The organism is Lysinibacillus sp. NPDC056959, from assembly GCF_042674095.1.
GTDB lineage: Bacteria > Bacillota > Bacilli > Bacillales_A > Planococcaceae > Lysinibacillus > Lysinibacillus zambalensis.
In genome coordinates this window covers 202505-218868 of the sequence record NZ_JBHURE010000001.1, presented here as the reverse complement: position 1 = coordinate 218868, position 16364 = coordinate 202505, and the positions used below count along the sequence as shown (strand labels likewise).

The 16364-nt window shown below is 40.4% G+C and carries 14 protein-coding genes; 13 read left to right on the top strand and 1 reads right to left on the bottom strand.

Translation table 11 applies throughout. The annotated features are described in order from the left end of the window. Window positions 1-6 precede the first annotated feature (6 nt). On the bottom strand, window positions 7-1185 hold the full coding sequence (locus tag ACFTQ7_RS00995; RefSeq protein ID WP_386826862.1) for a helix-turn-helix transcriptional regulator: 1179 nt from the start codon (window positions 1183-1185) through the stop codon (window positions 7-9). Between the two features lie 237 nt (window positions 1186-1422). Between ACFTQ7_RS00995 and ACFTQ7_RS00990 the strand changes: the two genes are divergently transcribed. The 13 genes from ACFTQ7_RS00990 to pyrF all read left to right on the top strand — a co-directional run bounded on the left by ACFTQ7_RS00990 (window position 1423) and on the right by pyrF (window position 16364). Further along, complete coding sequence (locus ACFTQ7_RS00990; RefSeq protein ID WP_349658911.1) at window positions 1423-1758, top strand: hypothetical protein; 336 nt, start codon at window positions 1423-1425, stop codon at window positions 1756-1758. Between the two features lie 24 nt (window positions 1759-1782). Further along, window positions 1783-3351 carry a sodium/solute symporter gene (locus ACFTQ7_RS00985; protein WP_386826861.1) on the top strand — a complete coding sequence of 523 codons (1569 nt, stop codon included), beginning with the start codon at window positions 1783-1785 and terminating at the stop codon, window positions 3349-3351. Between the two features lie 493 nt (window positions 3352-3844). Then, the gene (gene lspA, locus ACFTQ7_RS00980; RefSeq protein ID WP_349658907.1) at window positions 3845-4324 is read left to right on the top strand and encodes a signal peptidase II; all 480 of its coding nucleotides are present in this window, start codon (window positions 3845-3847) and stop codon (window positions 4322-4324) included. Further along, window positions 4321-5232 (top strand): RluA family pseudouridine synthase, encoded by a 912-nt coding sequence (locus ACFTQ7_RS00975; protein ID WP_386826860.1) that lies wholly within the window; start codon window positions 4321-4323, stop codon window positions 5230-5232. Before lspA ends, ACFTQ7_RS00975 begins: the two co-directional genes overlap by 4 nt. Window positions 5233-5474: 242 nt before the next feature. Next, the gene (pyrR, locus tag ACFTQ7_RS00970) at window positions 5475-6017 is read left to right on the top strand and encodes a bifunctional pyr operon transcriptional regulator/uracil phosphoribosyltransferase PyrR (protein ID WP_349658905.1); all 543 of its coding nucleotides are present in this window, start codon (window positions 5475-5477) and stop codon (window positions 6015-6017) included. Window positions 6018-6036: 19 nt separating this feature from the next. Beyond that, window positions 6037-7347, top strand: a complete 1311-nt coding sequence (locus tag ACFTQ7_RS00965) for a solute carrier family 23 protein (RefSeq protein ID WP_386826859.1) — start codon at window positions 6037-6039, stop codon at window positions 7345-7347. 182 nt (window positions 7348-7529) lie between these two features. After that, on the top strand, window positions 7530-8408 hold the full coding sequence (locus tag ACFTQ7_RS00960; RefSeq protein ID WP_386826858.1) for an aspartate carbamoyltransferase catalytic subunit: 879 nt from the start codon (window positions 7530-7532) through the stop codon (window positions 8406-8408). 1 nt (window position 8409) lies between these two features. Further along, window positions 8410-9687, top strand: a complete 1278-nt coding sequence (locus ACFTQ7_RS00955; protein ID WP_386826857.1) for a dihydroorotase — start codon at window positions 8410-8412, stop codon at window positions 9685-9687. Then, entirely contained in the window at window positions 9687-10787 is a 1101-nt protein-coding gene (locus ACFTQ7_RS00950; protein ID WP_386826856.1) for a carbamoyl phosphate synthase small subunit, read from the top strand. The genes ACFTQ7_RS00955 and ACFTQ7_RS00950 overlap by 1 nt, the downstream gene beginning before the upstream one ends. After that, window positions 10780-13977 carry a carbamoyl-phosphate synthase large subunit gene (gene carB, locus ACFTQ7_RS00945; RefSeq protein WP_386826855.1) on the top strand — a complete coding sequence of 1066 codons (3198 nt, stop codon included), beginning with the start codon at window positions 10780-10782 and terminating at the stop codon, window positions 13975-13977. Before ACFTQ7_RS00950 ends, carB begins: the two co-directional genes overlap by 8 nt. Before the next feature lies 1 nt (window position 13978). Next, window positions 13979-14752: a dihydroorotate dehydrogenase electron transfer subunit gene (locus ACFTQ7_RS00940; RefSeq protein WP_386826854.1), complete on the top strand. Its 774-nt coding sequence runs from the start codon at window positions 13979-13981 to the stop codon at window positions 14750-14752. Then, window positions 14749-15663 (top strand): dihydroorotate dehydrogenase, encoded by a 915-nt coding sequence (locus ACFTQ7_RS00935; protein WP_386826853.1) that lies wholly within the window; start codon window positions 14749-14751, stop codon window positions 15661-15663. The genes ACFTQ7_RS00940 and ACFTQ7_RS00935 overlap by 4 nt, the downstream gene beginning before the upstream one ends. Further along, window positions 15660-16364, top strand: a complete 705-nt coding sequence (pyrF, locus tag ACFTQ7_RS00930; RefSeq protein ID WP_386826852.1) for an orotidine-5'-phosphate decarboxylase — start codon at window positions 15660-15662, stop codon at window positions 16362-16364. The genes ACFTQ7_RS00935 and pyrF overlap by 4 nt, the downstream gene beginning before the upstream one ends.

Genomic DNA, 16364 nt, shown 5'->3' with positions numbered 1-16364 from the left:
AATGCACTATTTAAATAATATTTCTTGTGTATTGCGGTAGTCAGTTGGAGATATACCGACATATTTCTTAAACGTAAGGCTGAAATAATTAGGTGTGTTGAAGCCACAGATGAAGGAGATCTTTTCAATGGTGTAATCGTATTTTCGCAAATAGGGTAGTGACTTGATGATACGTGTAAAAGCTACATAATCAACAAAATTGCGGCCAATCTCCTTTTTAAACAATCTGCTAAAATGAGTAGCACTAAAATTGCTGTATTTGGCAACGTTACTGATCGCAAGTTGTTCATCATAGTGCTCCTCGATATATTGGATAGCTTTTTGGAGCTGTTCTTGCTTTGTTAAATCCTCATAAAACCGTACATGAATACTATGAACAGGAGGTTTCCTTCGAGCCTTTCGAGCTTGGCTATAGGATTCCTTTACTTGCATGGCGTCCTGAAAAACGCCACCAATCCCCATAAAAAGATGGATGCAATAATCTTTTTTTAACGTTTCAATAACCTTAAGTAAACAAGCTACCCCCTCCGACCAATGCTTAAATGATGTGTATTCATTAGGAATGCGCATAAGCAACAGTAAATAACGTTCAAAATGTAAAAAAGATATAGGTACTTTATTAGCAAAGTTTTGGTGAAACACATTGGTGATCACACTGCTTGCATCATGAGGGTAAGGTCGATCTTCATTCACATCTATATAACCCTGGATTAAAAACACGATATTTGGGATACAATGCCTCGATAAAAAAGAAGAAGACTGGATTATTTCCTGCTCACTTTCAACCTCTCCACGTATAAGTCGTTTTAAAAAAGCTTCTCGGAATGGCGAAGTATGATCTTGGGAAATTTGCTGTGATAACTCAAGCATTGTAAGAGTACTTGCTTGTTTTGCTTGATAGGACGTATAAAGCTTTTTAACAATGCGTAGAAATTTTGCTTTCTGTAACGGTTTTATGAGAAGTGCAGTCAAGTTTAGTTCAATGGCTATACCAGTTGAGTAGGTAAGGTGTTCTGCAACAATAGGGACAATTATACTATTAGGATAATTTCTTTTTAACCGGTTTATCTTTACCCAGTCAAATAAACGGTTAATTTCATAGACAATGATAGCGGAAATCTCTGTTTTGGGTTCTTCGCAATTAATAAAAGTATTGGGGAGGAACTCATCTAGCCAGTAGCTCATTTGTTGTTGTTCATTTGAATTTTCAATGTACCAAACAATATTTAAAATGCTAACATCACCCTTCTATTATAAATGGGGAATAATAAAAATATTTTAACTTAAAATAGCATTTTTTTGTACTAATACAGCAGTATTTTGTAACTATTTTATAGATTAAATAGAATAAAATAATTGTAGTAAATAATAATTTGAAATTTCAGACAATTGTTTACTGAAACAGGAAGGGAGAGCTGAAATATGGCAGAAGTAGGGAGTCATGATTATGAATATGTGGAAGCTGGAACTATCGATGTTAAGGATCTTCCACCACTAGATGCAACTACTAACAAAATTATGAAAGATGAGTTTACTACAGGTTTTAGCTTAACGGTATTTTATTTCATTTTAATTTTTAGTATTCCGGTTATGAACTGGTTTGCTCCAGAGCTTGCTTTCAAGAAAATTTTGGGCGGTATGACAGTAACATGGTTCGTGACAACCGTCGTGATGATGGTAATGGCTTTTATTATTGCGTATGTGCATACAACATTGTACGAGAAGCGCCTTAAGAAATACGAAACACTGAATAAGTAGTTTTAGCTAAGGGGGATATGTAGAATGATGAAAGCTCTATTAGAACCGAAGATGTTAATGACTATTGCTTTAATGGGGACAATTGTATACATTACGTATTTAACGAAAAGAAATGCAACAGCATCCGATTTCTTTGTTGGGGGGAGAAGTTTTGGATGGTTTACAAATGGTTCGGCAATTGGGGGAGACTATTTAAGTGCTGCTACATTTCTCGGGATAGCCGGTTTGACTTTCCAATTAGGGTATGACGGTGCTTACTATGCATTTTGCTTCTCCATCGGATTGACGTTGCTAGCTATTTTTGTGGCAGGCCCGTTAAGAAGATTTGGGGCATTTACCGTTGCCGATTTTTTAGCTTATCGTTTTCATAGTAGACGAGCTCGGCTAGTAGCGGTAGCTGTTGTTTTAGCGATTTCTGGTTTTTATGCAGCGCCACAATTATTAGGGGCGGCACAAATTTTAAGTATGTTTTTTGGGACTTCATATGAATTCGGCATTATCTTTACATGTATTGTAATGGTTTTCTATGTAGGAATAGGCGGTATGAAAGGAACAACAATCAACCAAGCTTTAGAGCTTTGGATTCGCCTTGGAGCGTTTGCTGTTATGTTGATTGCGGCAATGTATAGTGGTTTGCATTACGATAAGATTTTAGCTGCTATTAATTCATTCAGCGGTCCTATTACAGGAACATCACCATATGCCTTAGATGGAAATAATGTTAATTTTGATGGTGCTGCTTGGACGGGAACAGGTTTCTATTTCCCAACATTTTGGCAAACTATCAGTATGACAATTGGTTTAGCGCTAGGTACAATTGGTCTGCCACATATTCTACTAAGATTCTATACGAATCCAAGTGCGAAGGCGGCTCGTAAATCAGCATTGATGGCGATTGGGATTGCCAGTACGTTTTTCTTATTAGCAGTATATTTAGGAGTTGTAGGTCGTTCTATTTTTATCTCGGGTACAGCAAGTGAGGAAGTCATGCGTGATCTAGTGCTTGGTGGGAACAATATGGTGATTCCTACAACAGCACTTGCACTAGGAGGTAAATGGCTGCTTGGACTAGTCATAGCAGGTGCGTTCGCGGCCATATTCTCAAATTTATCAGGGTTATTTATTACTAGCTCAGGTGCATTAGCCCATGATTTATATGCAAGCGTTATGAAAAAGGATATTACAGAAAAACAACGAGTAGTTGCAGGGAAAGTAGCCATCGTTTTATTAGGTATTTTATATGGAGCATTGGGTTTACTAGTTAAGGATGCATCCATTGGTCATTTAGTGGCACTTGCCTTTACTGTTGCGGCGAGTACATTTACACCAATATTTATTTTAGGTATTTGGTGGAGAGGAATGACAGAAAAAGGAGCAATTGCGGGTTTACTCATTGGTCTTGGTGTATCGATGTGGATGATTTTTCTTCCAGGAACATTACCAAGCTTCTTACAATTTAAAATCCCAGGCATCATCACAGTGCCTGTAGGATTCTTATCCGTTATTATTGTGTCATTATTAGATCGAAAAGTACCGGCTGATGTCAATGATTTCATGAAGCGTGTGCATTCAAAAGAGTCTGAAACGGCTTAAAACGGTATAATTTGAATGAAAATTGATAAGCTATTGCCATTACTTATGAAGTGATGGCGATAGCTTTTTTATTGAAGTGAAGTTGACGGCAGAAAAAAGAGCGGGCGACGGATAGAACTGTCAGAGGGACGGAAGGAGAACAGGTCGACGGAAAGAACAGCAAAAGCGACGGAAAGAAGAGTCGAAGCGACGGATAAAACAGTCGAAGCGACGGAAAGAAAACAGGTCGCCGGATAGAACTACCAGAGCGACGGAAAGAAGAGTCGAAGCGACGGATAGAACAGCCGAAGTGACGGATAAAACTGCCGAAGCGACAGATAGAACTACCAGAGCGACGGAAAGAACAGTCGAAACTACGGAAAGCACACCCAAATCCAAGCAAAAATCAACCCTGCAATATGGTGATGACCTATATTTTCATGCTATATTAGTTATTCTGAGATGGGCTGTTATGGTAGAATAGGTTAGATGTTGAGCGAACGGAGGAGTGTCTGTGTATAAATATTATGGATTAGCCGCATTCGTGATTCTTTTAGATCAATGGACAAAGTGGCTGATTGTGAAAAATATGGAGTTTGGTGAACGAATTTCAGTATGGGATCCATGGTTTGGGATATTGTCTCATCGAAATAGAGGAGCAGCATGGGGAATGTTAGAAGGCCAAATGTGGTTATTTAGCATTGTCACGATAGGTGTTATTTGTGCCATTCTATACTTTTATCATAAAGAGGCTAAAGGTAAACCGATTTTTCAAGTTGGCCTAATGTTTTTATTAGGCGGAGCTATAGGAAATTTTATTGACCGTATATTTAGAGGTGAAGTGGTCGATTTTGTAAGTGTATTAATTCCAGTAATTAATTATGATTTCCCGATCTTTAATATTGCGGATGCAGCTTTAACAATGGCGGTAGTAATATTAATGATTGGCATTATAATGGAAGATAAAAAAGGAAAGAAACAGGTGAAAAAATGACGCAAGTATCATATACAATGGAAGAACAACAAAAGGGAGAGCGCATTGATAAGGCGCTTTCGAGTGTGCAATCAGAGTGGTCGCGTACACAAATTGGTAATTGGATTACTGATGGTATTATTAAAGTAAATGGAGAGACTGTAAAGGCGAAGTATAAGGTAAAAGTAGGGGATGTTGTAGAAATCGATGTACCTGAAGCGGAGCCATTAGATGTCATTGCTGAAAACTTAGATCTTGATATTGTTTATGAAGATGCGGATGTCCTTGTTGTGAATAAACCAAAGGGCATGGTTGTCCATCCAGCGCCTGGACATATGACGGGTACACTCGTTAATGGTTTAATGTACCATTGTAAGGATTTATCGGGTATCAATGGCATTATGCGTCCGGGAATTGTGCATCGTATTGATAAAGATACATCAGGATTATTGATGGTGGCTAAAAATGATGCAGCTCATGAATCGTTAGTGAATCAGCTAGTTAAAAAAACAGTGACACGTAAATATACTGCGCTCGTTCACGGGCATATTGCACATGATAAAGGAACAATTGATGCACCTATTGGTCGAGATCAAAAAGATCGTCAAAAACAAGCAGTTGTCGACAAAGGTAAGCATGCAGTAACCCACTTCCAAGTTATCGAACGCTTTGGCGACTATTCATTACTAGAATGTCGTTTAGAAACAGGACGCACGCACCAAATTCGTGTCCATATGAATTATATTGGATTCCCACTTGTTGGTGACCCAAAATATGGACCGAAAAAGACGATCGACTTTGGTGGACAAGTATTACACGCGGGTGTATTAGGCTTCGATCATCCTACATCAGGTGAATATTTGCAGTTCGAAGCGCAACTTCCTGCTGATTATGAACAATTATTACTAGATTTAAGAAATAAGCATTGACGTATAGGTAAAGAAGGTCTATACTAACAAAAGTGAATGAACAACTTAATTAAATATTCACCTTTAATGGCAGTCCAGAGAGGCTGAGAAGGTACATGTGAAAGTGTTGCGAAAAATTTGTGCTGCAAATTTTTTAAACACGCTATTTAAACACGTATATAACCCTCTCAGGCTATTCGCCTCGAGAGGTTTTTTTATGGACACATGACCCAATAATAGATAGAAGAGAGGAGGAAACTTACATGGCACAAAATGAGTTATTAGATGGCCCATCTATGGCAAGAGCGTTAACGCGCATAGCACACGAAATTATTGAACGCAATAAAGGGATCGACGAATGTATTTTAGTTGGTATTAAAACGCGAGGTGCCTATCTTGCAAGACGCCTAGCAGAACGAATTGAAAAAATTGAAGGCAAACCAATCCGTACGGGGGAGCTTGACATCACTCTCTATCGAGATGATTTAACGACAAAGCATGATAATGAACAGGCACATGTTGAGCAAGTCGATATCGATTATGAGGTCGTCAATCAAAAAATTATTTTAGTCGATGATGTACTCTATACGGGACGAACAGTACGCGCAGCGCTAGATGCAGTGATGGATCTAGGGAGACCAGGTCAAATTCAACTCGCAGTACTGATCGACAGAGGGCATAGAGAGCTACCAATAAGAGCTGATTATGTTGGTAAAAATGTTCCGACATCTGGAGCTGAACGTATAGTCGTAAATTTACAAGAAGTAGACGGAGAAGATTGCGTCATTATTTATAAAGAAGACTAACTTAAAGTGAGGAAACATTATGTCAAATGCAGTATTAGATGTTAAAGATAAACCGACCCCAATCCAACTAGTGACATTAAGTTTCCAGCACATGTTCGCCATGTTTGGGTCAACGATCTTAGTTCCTCAGTTGGTTGGTCTTAGTCCAGCGATTGCCCTATTAACGAGTGGGATTGCTACACTGTTCTTCTTATTAATTACGAAATTTCAAGTACCTGCTTATTTAGGATCATCATTTGCCTTTATTGCGCCGATTTTACTAGCGGCAGGTGGCTTAAATAAAGATGGTTCCAGTGTAAATCCTGGTCATGCAATGATTGGTGCTATGGCAGTAGGGATTACATATGGCATCGTATCCCTTATCATCTGGAAAAGCGGCTATAAATGGATTATGAAAATTTTACCACCAATTGTGGTGGGCCCTGTCATTATGGTAATTGGTCTTGGACTATCAGGGACAGCGGTTAATATGGCGATGAATGTAGATGGTAAATATAACTTTTTACACTTCTCAGCAGCGCTAGTGACTTTATTTACAGCCATTATTTTCACGATTGCCTTTAAAGGCATTTTAAGCACAATGCCAATCTTAATTGGCTTAATCGTAGGATATGTTTACTCAATGATGATCGACATAGTTGATTACTCACCAATTGCGAAAGCTGATTTCTTTGCACTACCTGACTTCTTAATCCCAGGTGTGCACTATGAGTTTGAAATCACAACAACGCTGCTCCTAACAATGGTACCAATCGTTATCGTAACGATTTCCGAGCATATTGGTCACCAGTTAGTATTAGGTAAAGTGGTCAATCGAGATTATATTAAAGAGCCAGGCTTACATCGTTCGTTATTAGGGGACGGTCTTGGTACATTTATTAGTGCACTAATCGGTGGTCCGCCGAAAACAACTTACGGTGAAAATATCGGTGTCCTTGCGATCACTCGAGTTTACAGTGTGTATGTCATTGCAGGTGCAGCAGTCGTAGCCATTTTACTGTCATTCTTCGGGAAAGCAATGGCAGTTATTGCAACAATTCCAACAGCTGTACTTGGTGGGGTTTCCATCTTACTCTTCGGTATAATTGCAGCAAGTGGATTACGAATGTTAGTGGATAACCATATCGACTTTGGTAATAGTCGTAACTTGGTCATCGCCTCAGTTATTTTGGTCATCGGTATCGGTGGTGCGAAGTTCGTTGTTTCAGAATCACTAAGTATCGAAGGTATGGCATTAGCAGCGATTATCGGTGTTCTTTTAAATGCCATCCTACCAGGTAAAAAAGAAGCGGATATACCAATACCGTACAATCAAAATAAAAATTCATAAAAGTACCTTTTAATGAATTGTCCAGAGAGGCAAGAAAAGGGAAGTTGTAGACAGTCTAAAAGTAGGAATGGATCCTGCTGTAGTTTGTCGCGCCTCCTTATGCCTCGTTGATGACATCAACGGGGCTTTAATTTTAGAAAACGTTTCATAACGTTCATGAAACACACCCTACGGAGGTTACAATGAATAACTTATTATCGATGGAACATTTAACAATTGAAGAAATTAACCACATTCTAGATCGTGCGCAAGCTTTTGAGAATGGTGAGGCATCATCGTTATCTCGCCCATACAACGTTGCAAATTTATTTTTTGAACCAAGTACGCGCACGAAAACAAGCTTTGAAATGGCAGAGCGCAAAGTTGGCTGTACCGTTATCCCGTTTGACGGTAGCTTTTCGAGCGTCGCTAAAGGAGAGACATTGTACGATACGGTAAAGACGTTAGAAATGATTGGTATAGACGCAGTAGTCATTCGCGCAAAGGAAGATGCGTATTACAATGAACTACTTGAAGGCATCGATGTGTCAATTATTAACGGAGGTGACGGCACTGGTCAGCATCCGTCTCAATCACTATTAGATCTTTATACAATCAAAAAAGAGTTTGGTTCTTTTGAAGGGTTAAATGTGACAATCGCTGGAGATATATGCCATAGCCGTGTAGCGAAATCGAATGCGTTAGCGTTACAACGACTAGGGGCAAATGTTCATTTCCTTTGTCCGGAAGAGTGGCAAGGAAGTTTCGAAGCGCATCATTCTTGGGATGATTTAATCGAAATAAGCGATGTGATTATGTTACTTCGTGTGCAGCATGAACGTCATAAAGTAAATAAAAGCTTCTCAAAAGAGGGCTATCATGAAGAGTACGGTTTAACAGTTGAACGTGAGAAACAAATGAAAGAAAAGGCAATTATCATGCATCCAGCACCGGTCAATCGTGATGTAGAAATTGCTTCAGAGCTAGTAGAATGCGAGCGTTCTAGAATTTTCGAGCAAGTTCGAAATGGTGTTTATACACGAATGGCTATTGTAGAAACAATTTTAAAGGGGAGAGAGTAACATGACAAAAGTTCTTCAAAATGTACAAATGGTAAATGAACAAGGCGAGCTACAAACAGTAAATATCGCGATGGTAGACGGCAAAATTACTGAAATAGGTCAAAATGTAACTGTAGCAGGCGCAGAAGTAATCGAAGGAAATGGTTTAGTTGTTGCACCAGGCTTTGTGGATGTTCACACACATTTACGTGAGCCGGGCTTTGAACATAAAGAAACAATTGCTACAGGTTCAGCATCAGCAGCAAAAGGCGGCTTCACAACAATTTGCGCGATGCCAAATACAAAACCAGTGCCAGATTCAGTAGAAAATATGCAGCTAATTAACGGTCTTATTAAAGAGAGTGCAGCTATTCGAGTACTTCCATACGGCTCATTAACAAGGGACATCTCAGGTGAGGTTCGTACAAATATTGAAGAATTAAAAGCACATGGAGCTGTCGCATTTTCAGATGATGGTGTTGGGATCCAGCTTGCATCAACAATGTATGAGCAAATGAAGGATGCAGCACAGCACGATGTGGTTGTTGTCGCACACTGTGAAGATAACTCATTAATTTACGACGGCGTAATGCATGAAGGAAAACGTAATAAAGAGCTTGGTTTACCAGGAATTCCATCGATTTGTGAATCCGTTCAAATTGCCCGAGATGTTCTACTGGCAGAAGCAGCTGGAGCACGCTACCACGTATGTCACGTATCAACGAAGGAATCTGTACGTGCAGTACGAGATGCGAAAGCAGCAGGAATTCGTGTCACAGCAGAAGTTTGCCCACACCATTTATTACTTGAAGAAATGGATATTCCATCGGATGATGCAAACTGGAAAATGAATCCTCCGTTACGTGGAATAGATGATAAAGACTCACTTCACGCAGCGCTGTTAGACGGCACGATCGATTGTATCGCTACAGACCATGCTCCACATACAGTAGAAGAAAAATGCTGTGGTATGGTTGGTGCACCATTTGGCATTGTAGGCTTCGAAACAGCATTCCCACTGCTTTACACGCAGTTTGTAGAAACCGGGAAATGGACGTTAAAACAGTTGATTGACTGGATGTCTGTAAAGGCAGCTCAAATTTTTGATCTACCATATGGCACATTAGAAGTTGGAGCTTCAGCAGATATGATTTTAATAGATTTAAATAAAGAGCAAACAATTGATGCAGAAGGCTTTGTATCAAAAGGACGCAATACACCATTCAATGGTTGGACTGCAAAAGGATGGCCAGTCCTTACAATTTTTGAAGGCAATATCGTATACCAGGAGGCAGAGTAATGAAAAAACGTTTACTTATTTTAGAAGATGGCACAGTATTTACAGGTACAGCGTTCGGTAGTGAGCGCGCTTCACAAGGTGAGGTTGTATTCACAACAGGGATGACAGGTTATCAGGAAACAATTTCAGATCCTTCATTCTACGGACAAATTGTAACGTTAACTTACCCTTTAATCGGTAATTACGGTATTAACCGTGATGATTTTGAATCAATCTCACCAGCTATTCGTGGATTTGTAGTCCGTGAATTAGCAAAAACACCTTCAAACTTCCGCTGTGACTTAACAGTAGATGAGTACTTAACATCCAAGGATATCCCAGGGATTGAAGGAATCGATACACGAAAATTAACACGCATTATTCGCAGTAAAGGTTCAGTAAAAGCTATTTTAACAGCAGCTGATGAAGAAGTGAATGTAGATGAAGTCGTGGCAAAATTACAGGCAACACCAGCGATTACAAACCATGTACATGAAGTATCACCGAAAGCAGCATACCCATCACCAGGTCGTGGCAAACGCGTAGTATTAATAGACTTTGGTATGAAACATGGTATTCTTCGTGAGTTAAATAAACGTGATTGTGATGTGCTAGTTGTCCCTTACAATACTTCAGCAGCAGAAATTTTAGCGTGGCATCCAGATGGTATCATGCTTTCGAATGGCCCAGGTAACCCTGAAGATGTGCAAGAGGGTATTGAGACAGTACGCAATTTAATTGGAAAAGTGCCAATGTTCGGTATTTGCTTAGGCCACCAAATCTTCTCGCTAGCATGTGGTGCACGAAGCTTTAAATTACCATTCGGTCACCGTGGTGGTAACCACCCAGTAAAAGATTTACGCACTGGCCGTACTGATTTAACATCTCAAAATCATGGCTATGCAATCGACATCGATTCATTAAAAGATACAGATTTAGAATTAACACATATCGCATTAAATGATGGTACTTGTGAAGGTGTACGTCACAAGAAATATCCAGTCTTCACAGTGCAATATCACCCAGAAGCATCACCAGGTCCAGAGGATTCAAATCACCTATTTGATGAATTTATCGAAATGATGGAAGTAGAAGCAGGGAAGGGGAAACAACATGCCTAAACGTACAGATATTGAAACTATTTTAGTAATCGGATCAGGCCCGATCGTAATCGGACAAGCAGCAGAATTTGACTACGCAGGAACACAAGCTTGTCTTTCATTAAAAGAAGAAGGCTATCGCGTTATCTTAATAAACTCAAACCCTGCGACAATTATGACAGATACAGAAATTGCAGACAAAGTATATATTGAGCCAATTACACTTGAGTTTGTATCACGAATTTTACGTAAAGAGCGTCCAGATGCCATCCTACCAACACTTGGTGGTCAAACTGGTTTAAATATGGCCATTGAATTAGATAAATCAGGAATTTTAGATGAGCTTAATATTGAAATTCTTGGTACAAAATTAGAAGCTATCCATAAAGCGGAAGACCGCGATCTTTTCCGTAATTTAATGTATGAGCTAGGTGCTCCAGTACCTGAATCAGATATTATCCATAACTTAGACGAAGCTAAAAACTTTGTAGCGAAAATTGGTTACCCAGTAATTGTTCGTCCTGCCTTCACACTTGGTGGTACAGGCGGCGGTATTTGCTACAACGACCAAGATCTAGAGGAAATCGTTACATCTGGTCTAAAATATTCCCCAGTAACACAATGTTTACTAGAAAAATCGATTGCTGGTTATAAAGAAATCGAATATGAAGTAATGCGTGATGCTGCTGACAACGCCATCGTTGTATGTAACATGGAAAACGTTGACCCAGTTGGGATTCATACAGGTGACTCAATTGTAGTAGCACCTACACAAACACTTTCAGATCGTGAAAACCAAATGCTACGTAATATCTCTTTAGATATTATCCGTGCACTGAAAATCGAAGGTGGCTGTAACGTACAGTTAGCACTTGATCCATATAGCTTCAATTACTATGTGATCGAAGTAAACCCTCGTGTATCGCGTTCATCAGCATTAGCGTCAAAAGCAACAGGTTACCCAATTGCTAAGCTAGCAGCAAAAATCGCAGTTGGTTTAACATTAGATGAAATCAAAAACCCTGTAACAGGTTCTACGTATGCTTGCTTCGAGCCAGCTCTAGACTACATCGTTGCGAAAATTCCACGCTGGCCATTCGATAAATTCGAATCAGCAAAGCGTAATCTTGGTACACAAATGAAGGCGACTGGTGAAGTAATGGCACTTGGTCGTACATTTGAAGAAGCTATGCTAAAAGCAGTCCGCTCTCTTGAAACAGGCCAAGTTCACTTAGAGCTGAAACACGCAGAAGAAAATACGGATTCTTGGATTGAAAAACGTATCCGCAAAGCAGGTGATGAGCGTCTATTCTTCATCGGTGAAGCACTTCGTCGCGGTGTAACAATTGAGCAAATCCATGAATGGTCTGCCATTGACCTATTCTTCTTAAATAAATTTAAAAACATCGTAGATATGGAGCAAACACTTGCTGACAATAAAAACGATAAAGATGTGTTACGTACAGCAAAACGTTTAGGCTTTGCAGATAAGAAAATTGCTGAGCTTTGGGAAACAATACCAGAAGAGGTTTATGCATACCGTAAAGAAAATGGCATTATTCCGGTATACAAAATGGTTGATACTTGTGCAGCGGAGTTTGAATCTGAAACACCATACTTCTATGGCACATATGAAGATGAAAATGAATCGATTAAATCCGACAAGCCGTCAGTTGTGGTACTTGGCTCTGGTCCAATCCGCATTGGTCAAGGGGTGGAGTTCGACTACGCAACAGTACACTCAGTATGGGCAATTCAAGAAGCAGGCTACGAAGCAATTATTATTAACTCGAATCCAGAGACAGTATCAACTGACTTCTCAGTTTCAGATAAATTATACTTTGAGCCATTAACAATCGAAGATGTTATGCATATTATCGACCTTGAGCAACCAATCGGTGTAGTTGTACAATTCGGTGGTCAAACAGCTATTAATCTAGCTGATAAATTAGTTGCCAATGGCGTGAAAATTCTAGGTACAACACTTGAAGATATCGACCGTGCAGAAAACCGAGACAAATTCGAGCAAGCATTACACGACTTGAACATTCCACAGCCACTAGGTCAAACAGCTGTATCTACGGAAGAAGCACTTGCGATTAGTGAACGTCTAGGCTTCCCAGTACTAGTTCGTCCTTCATACGTGCTAGGTGGTCGTGCGATGGAAATTGTCTACAACCAAGAGGAATTAAAACATTATATGGAGAACGCGGTAGAAGCATCTCCAGATCATCCAGTATTAGTAGACCGCTACTTAACGGGTCAAGAAATCGAAGTAGATGCCATTTGTGACGGTGAAAATGTATTAATTCCAGGTATTATGGAGCATATCGAGCGTGCAGGGGTTCACTCTGGTGACTCGATCTCTGTATACCCTCCACAAAAATTAACACAAGCGCAAAAAGATACACTAGTGGATTATACAACTCGCCTTGCAAAAGGTCTTGGCATCATAGGCTTAATGAACATTCAATATGTAATTTCACAGGGCGAAGTATTTGTCATCGAGGTGAACCCTCGCTCATCTCGTACAGTACCGTTCTTAAGTAAAATTACAAACATTCCAATGGCGAATATTGCAACGAAAGCGATTCTTGGGAAATCAATCGTAGAACAAGGCTATCCAACAGGCTTAGCGGCAGAGCAAAATGGTGTCTTCGTAAAAGTACCAGTATTCTCATTCGCTAAATTACGCCGTGTTGACATTACACTAGGGCCTGAAATGAAATCAACAGGTGAAGTAATGGGTAAAGATGCAACATTAGAAAAAGCACTTTACAAAGGCTTAGTTGCAGCAGGTATGGAAATTCGCACAGAAGGAACAGTATTGTTCACTGTATCCGATAAAGATAAAGAAGAAGCAATTGCACTTGCAAAACGCTTCTCAACAGTAGGCTATCGTATTGTCGCAACTGAAGGTACAGCTCAAGCGTTTGAAGATGCAGGCGTACGCACAGATGTAGTTGGCAAAATCGGTGCAAAAGGTGAAACGTTAATCGATTTAATTCAAAACGGTGAGGCACAGCTTGTTGTCAACACTTTAACAAAAGGCAAGCAGCCGGCACGTGATGGCTTCCGAATTCGCCGCGAGTCTGTAGAAAACGGCGTACCTTGCTTAACTTCATTAGATACAGCGGAAGCGATGGTTCGAGTTATAGAATCAATGACATTCACAGCAGAACAAATGCCAAAAGCGGAGGTAGTACATTAATATGATTCGTCAAGAGAAAATGACGGTCGTCTTTCAAAAGCAAATCGCGACAAACATTTTCGAATTGACACTTCGTGGAGAACTGGTTCAGGATATGACACCTGGCCAGTTTGTCCATGTAAAGGTGTCAGATTCAATGGAGCCGCTTTTACGTCGACCAATTAGTATTGCAAACATAGATAAAGACAACAACGAATTTACAATGATTTATCGCGCGGAAGGTCGCGGAACTAAAGTGTTAGCGACAAATCGTGAAGGGCATCTTGTCAATGTCCTTGGTCCGATCGGTAATGGGTTCCCGGTAGAAGCAGTAAAAGAGGGAGGCACAGCCCTACTAGTTGGTGGAGGAATCGGAGTACCTCCATTACACGAGCTTTCCAAGCAATTGAACGCACGTGGTGTAAAAACAATTCATGTCCTTGGCTTTCAAACGGAAGATGTATGCTTCTACGAGGAAGAATTCAGTGCCCTTGGAGAAACGCATTATGTAACGGTTGACGGCTCTAAAGGAACAAAGGGCTTTGTGACAAATGTTTTAGAGTCTCGAGTACCGGAGTTCGATGTCTTTTATTCTTGCGGTCCTCTACCGATGTTAAAAGCACTTGAAGGCTTCTATCCAGAAAAAGAAGGTTATTTATCATTTGAAGAGCGTATGGGCTGCGGTATCGGTGCTTGTTTTGCATGCGTATGTAAAACAACAGATCAAGTAGCAAAAGACTATGTCAAAGTATGCTCTGACGGTCCAGTTTTCCCGAAAGGTACGGTGGCATTATGAGTCGTTTAAACATTCAATTACCAGGTTTAGATTTAAAAAATCCAATAATGCCAGCTTCCGGTTGCTTTGGCTTTGGACGTGAATATGCGCAGCTTTATGATTTATCAAAGCTTGGCGCTATTATGATTAAAGCTACGACTGTGGAAACACGTCCCGGCAATCCAACTCCTCGCGTAGCAGAAACAGCAGCAGGGATGTTGAATGCAATTGGTTTGCAAAATCCCGGCATCGAAAAAGTAATGAATGAAGAATTAAAGTTTCTAGAAGCGTATGATGTGCCAATTATTGCAAATGTTGCGGGTACGGAGACAGCTGACTACGTAGAAGTAGCGCAACGCATTTCTACTGCACCTAATGTGAATGCATTAGAGCTTAACATTTCTTGTCCGAACGTTAAATGTGGTGGTATTCAATTTGGTACAGACCCTGCAACTGCACGTGAGCTAGTGGCAGCTGTCAAAGCTGTTTCAGAAGTGCCTGTATACGTGAAATTGTCTCCTAACGTAACGAATATCGCAGAAATTGCACAAGCTGTTGAAGCGGGTGGTGCAGATGGCATTACAATGATTAATACACTAATCGGTATGCGTCTAGACGAGCGTACAGGTAAGCCAGTGATTGCCAATGGTACAGGCGGCTTATCAGGACCTGCCGTAAAGCCAGTGGCGATTCGCATGGTCTATGAGGTGTATAAGGCTGTCAATATTCCGATAATTGGGATGGGTGGCGTGACAGAGGCGCAGGATGTTATAGACTTTATGTCGGCCGGCGCATCTGCAGTTGCTGTTGGGACAGCAAACTTTGTGGATCACTTCGTTTGTCCAACTATAATTGATGAACTACCAGCAAAGCTCGATCAATTAGGAGTAGAGCATATTTCAGAAATTATCGGAAGGAGCCATCGTTCATGAATACTAAACCAATACTTGCTCTAGATTTCCCTGGAGAAACAGAAGTAGTCAACTTTCTAAAGCATTTTAATGAGCCTCTTTTCGTGAAAATTGGTATGGAATTATATATGCAGGAAGGGCCAGATATTGTCCGAAAAGTAAAAGATCTAGGTCATGATATTTTCCTTGATTTAAAGCTACACGATATTCCTAATACAGTGGGCTCTGCTATGAAAGGTCTAGCAAAATTAGGCGTAGATTTAGTCAACGTTCATGCGGCAGGCGGACGTCCGATGATGGAGGCAGCACTTGAAGGGCTTGAAGCGGGTACTCCTGTAGGACGTGAACGTGCGGCATTAATTGCTGTAACACAGTTGACTTCTACAACAGAAGAGCAAATGCAAGCAGAGCAAAAAATTGCTTTATCTCTACAGGAATCTGTATTACATTACGCAAGCTTAACCAAACAAGCTGGTTTAAATGGTGTTGTCTGCTCTGTACATGAGGCAAAAGCGATTGCTGAAGTGTGCGGTGAAGATTTCTTACGTGTGACACCTGGTATCCGATTAGCAGGTGGCGATGCACACGACCAAAAGCGCATTGCAACACCAGACGGCGCAAAACGTGACGGTTCTTCGTTGATCGTCGTTGGACGTGCCGTTACAGGTGCACAAGATCCAGTAGCAGCATATAAAATCGTAAGTGAATTATGGGAGGCATAA

What these genes read in the sequence shown, in the direction of transcription:
- ACFTQ7_RS00995 (WP_386826862.1), bottom strand. Translation starts at nt 1,185, where the DNA reads ATGAGCTACTGGCTAGATGAGTTCCTCCCCAATACTTTTATTAATTGC.
- ACFTQ7_RS00990 (WP_349658911.1), top strand. Translation starts at nt 1,423, where the DNA reads ATGGCAGAAGTAGGGAGTCATGATTATGAATATGTGGAAGCTGGAACT.
- ACFTQ7_RS00985 (WP_386826861.1), top strand. Translation starts at nt 1,783, where the DNA reads ATGATGAAAGCTCTATTAGAACCGAAGATGTTAATGACTATTGCTTTA.
- ACFTQ7_RS00975 (WP_386826860.1), top strand. Translation starts at nt 4,321, where the DNA reads ATGACGCAAGTATCATATACAATGGAAGAACAACAAAAGGGAGAGCGC.
- pyrR (WP_349658905.1), top strand. Translation starts at nt 5,475, where the DNA reads ATGGCACAAAATGAGTTATTAGATGGCCCATCTATGGCAAGAGCGTTA.
- ACFTQ7_RS00965 (WP_386826859.1), top strand. Translation starts at nt 6,037, where the DNA reads ATGTCAAATGCAGTATTAGATGTTAAAGATAAACCGACCCCAATCCAA.
- ACFTQ7_RS00960 (WP_386826858.1), top strand. Translation starts at nt 7,530, where the DNA reads ATGAATAACTTATTATCGATGGAACATTTAACAATTGAAGAAATTAAC.
- ACFTQ7_RS00955 (WP_386826857.1), top strand. Translation starts at nt 8,410, where the DNA reads ATGACAAAAGTTCTTCAAAATGTACAAATGGTAAATGAACAAGGCGAG.
- ACFTQ7_RS00950 (WP_386826856.1), top strand. Translation starts at nt 9,687, where the DNA reads ATGAAAAAACGTTTACTTATTTTAGAAGATGGCACAGTATTTACAGGT.
- carB (WP_386826855.1), top strand. Translation starts at nt 10,780, where the DNA reads ATGCCTAAACGTACAGATATTGAAACTATTTTAGTAATCGGATCAGGC.
- ACFTQ7_RS00940 (WP_386826854.1), top strand. Translation starts at nt 13,979, where the DNA reads ATGATTCGTCAAGAGAAAATGACGGTCGTCTTTCAAAAGCAAATCGCG.
- ACFTQ7_RS00935 (WP_386826853.1), top strand. Translation starts at nt 14,749, where the DNA reads ATGAGTCGTTTAAACATTCAATTACCAGGTTTAGATTTAAAAAATCCA.
- pyrF (WP_386826852.1), top strand. Translation starts at nt 15,660, where the DNA reads ATGAATACTAAACCAATACTTGCTCTAGATTTCCCTGGAGAAACAGAA.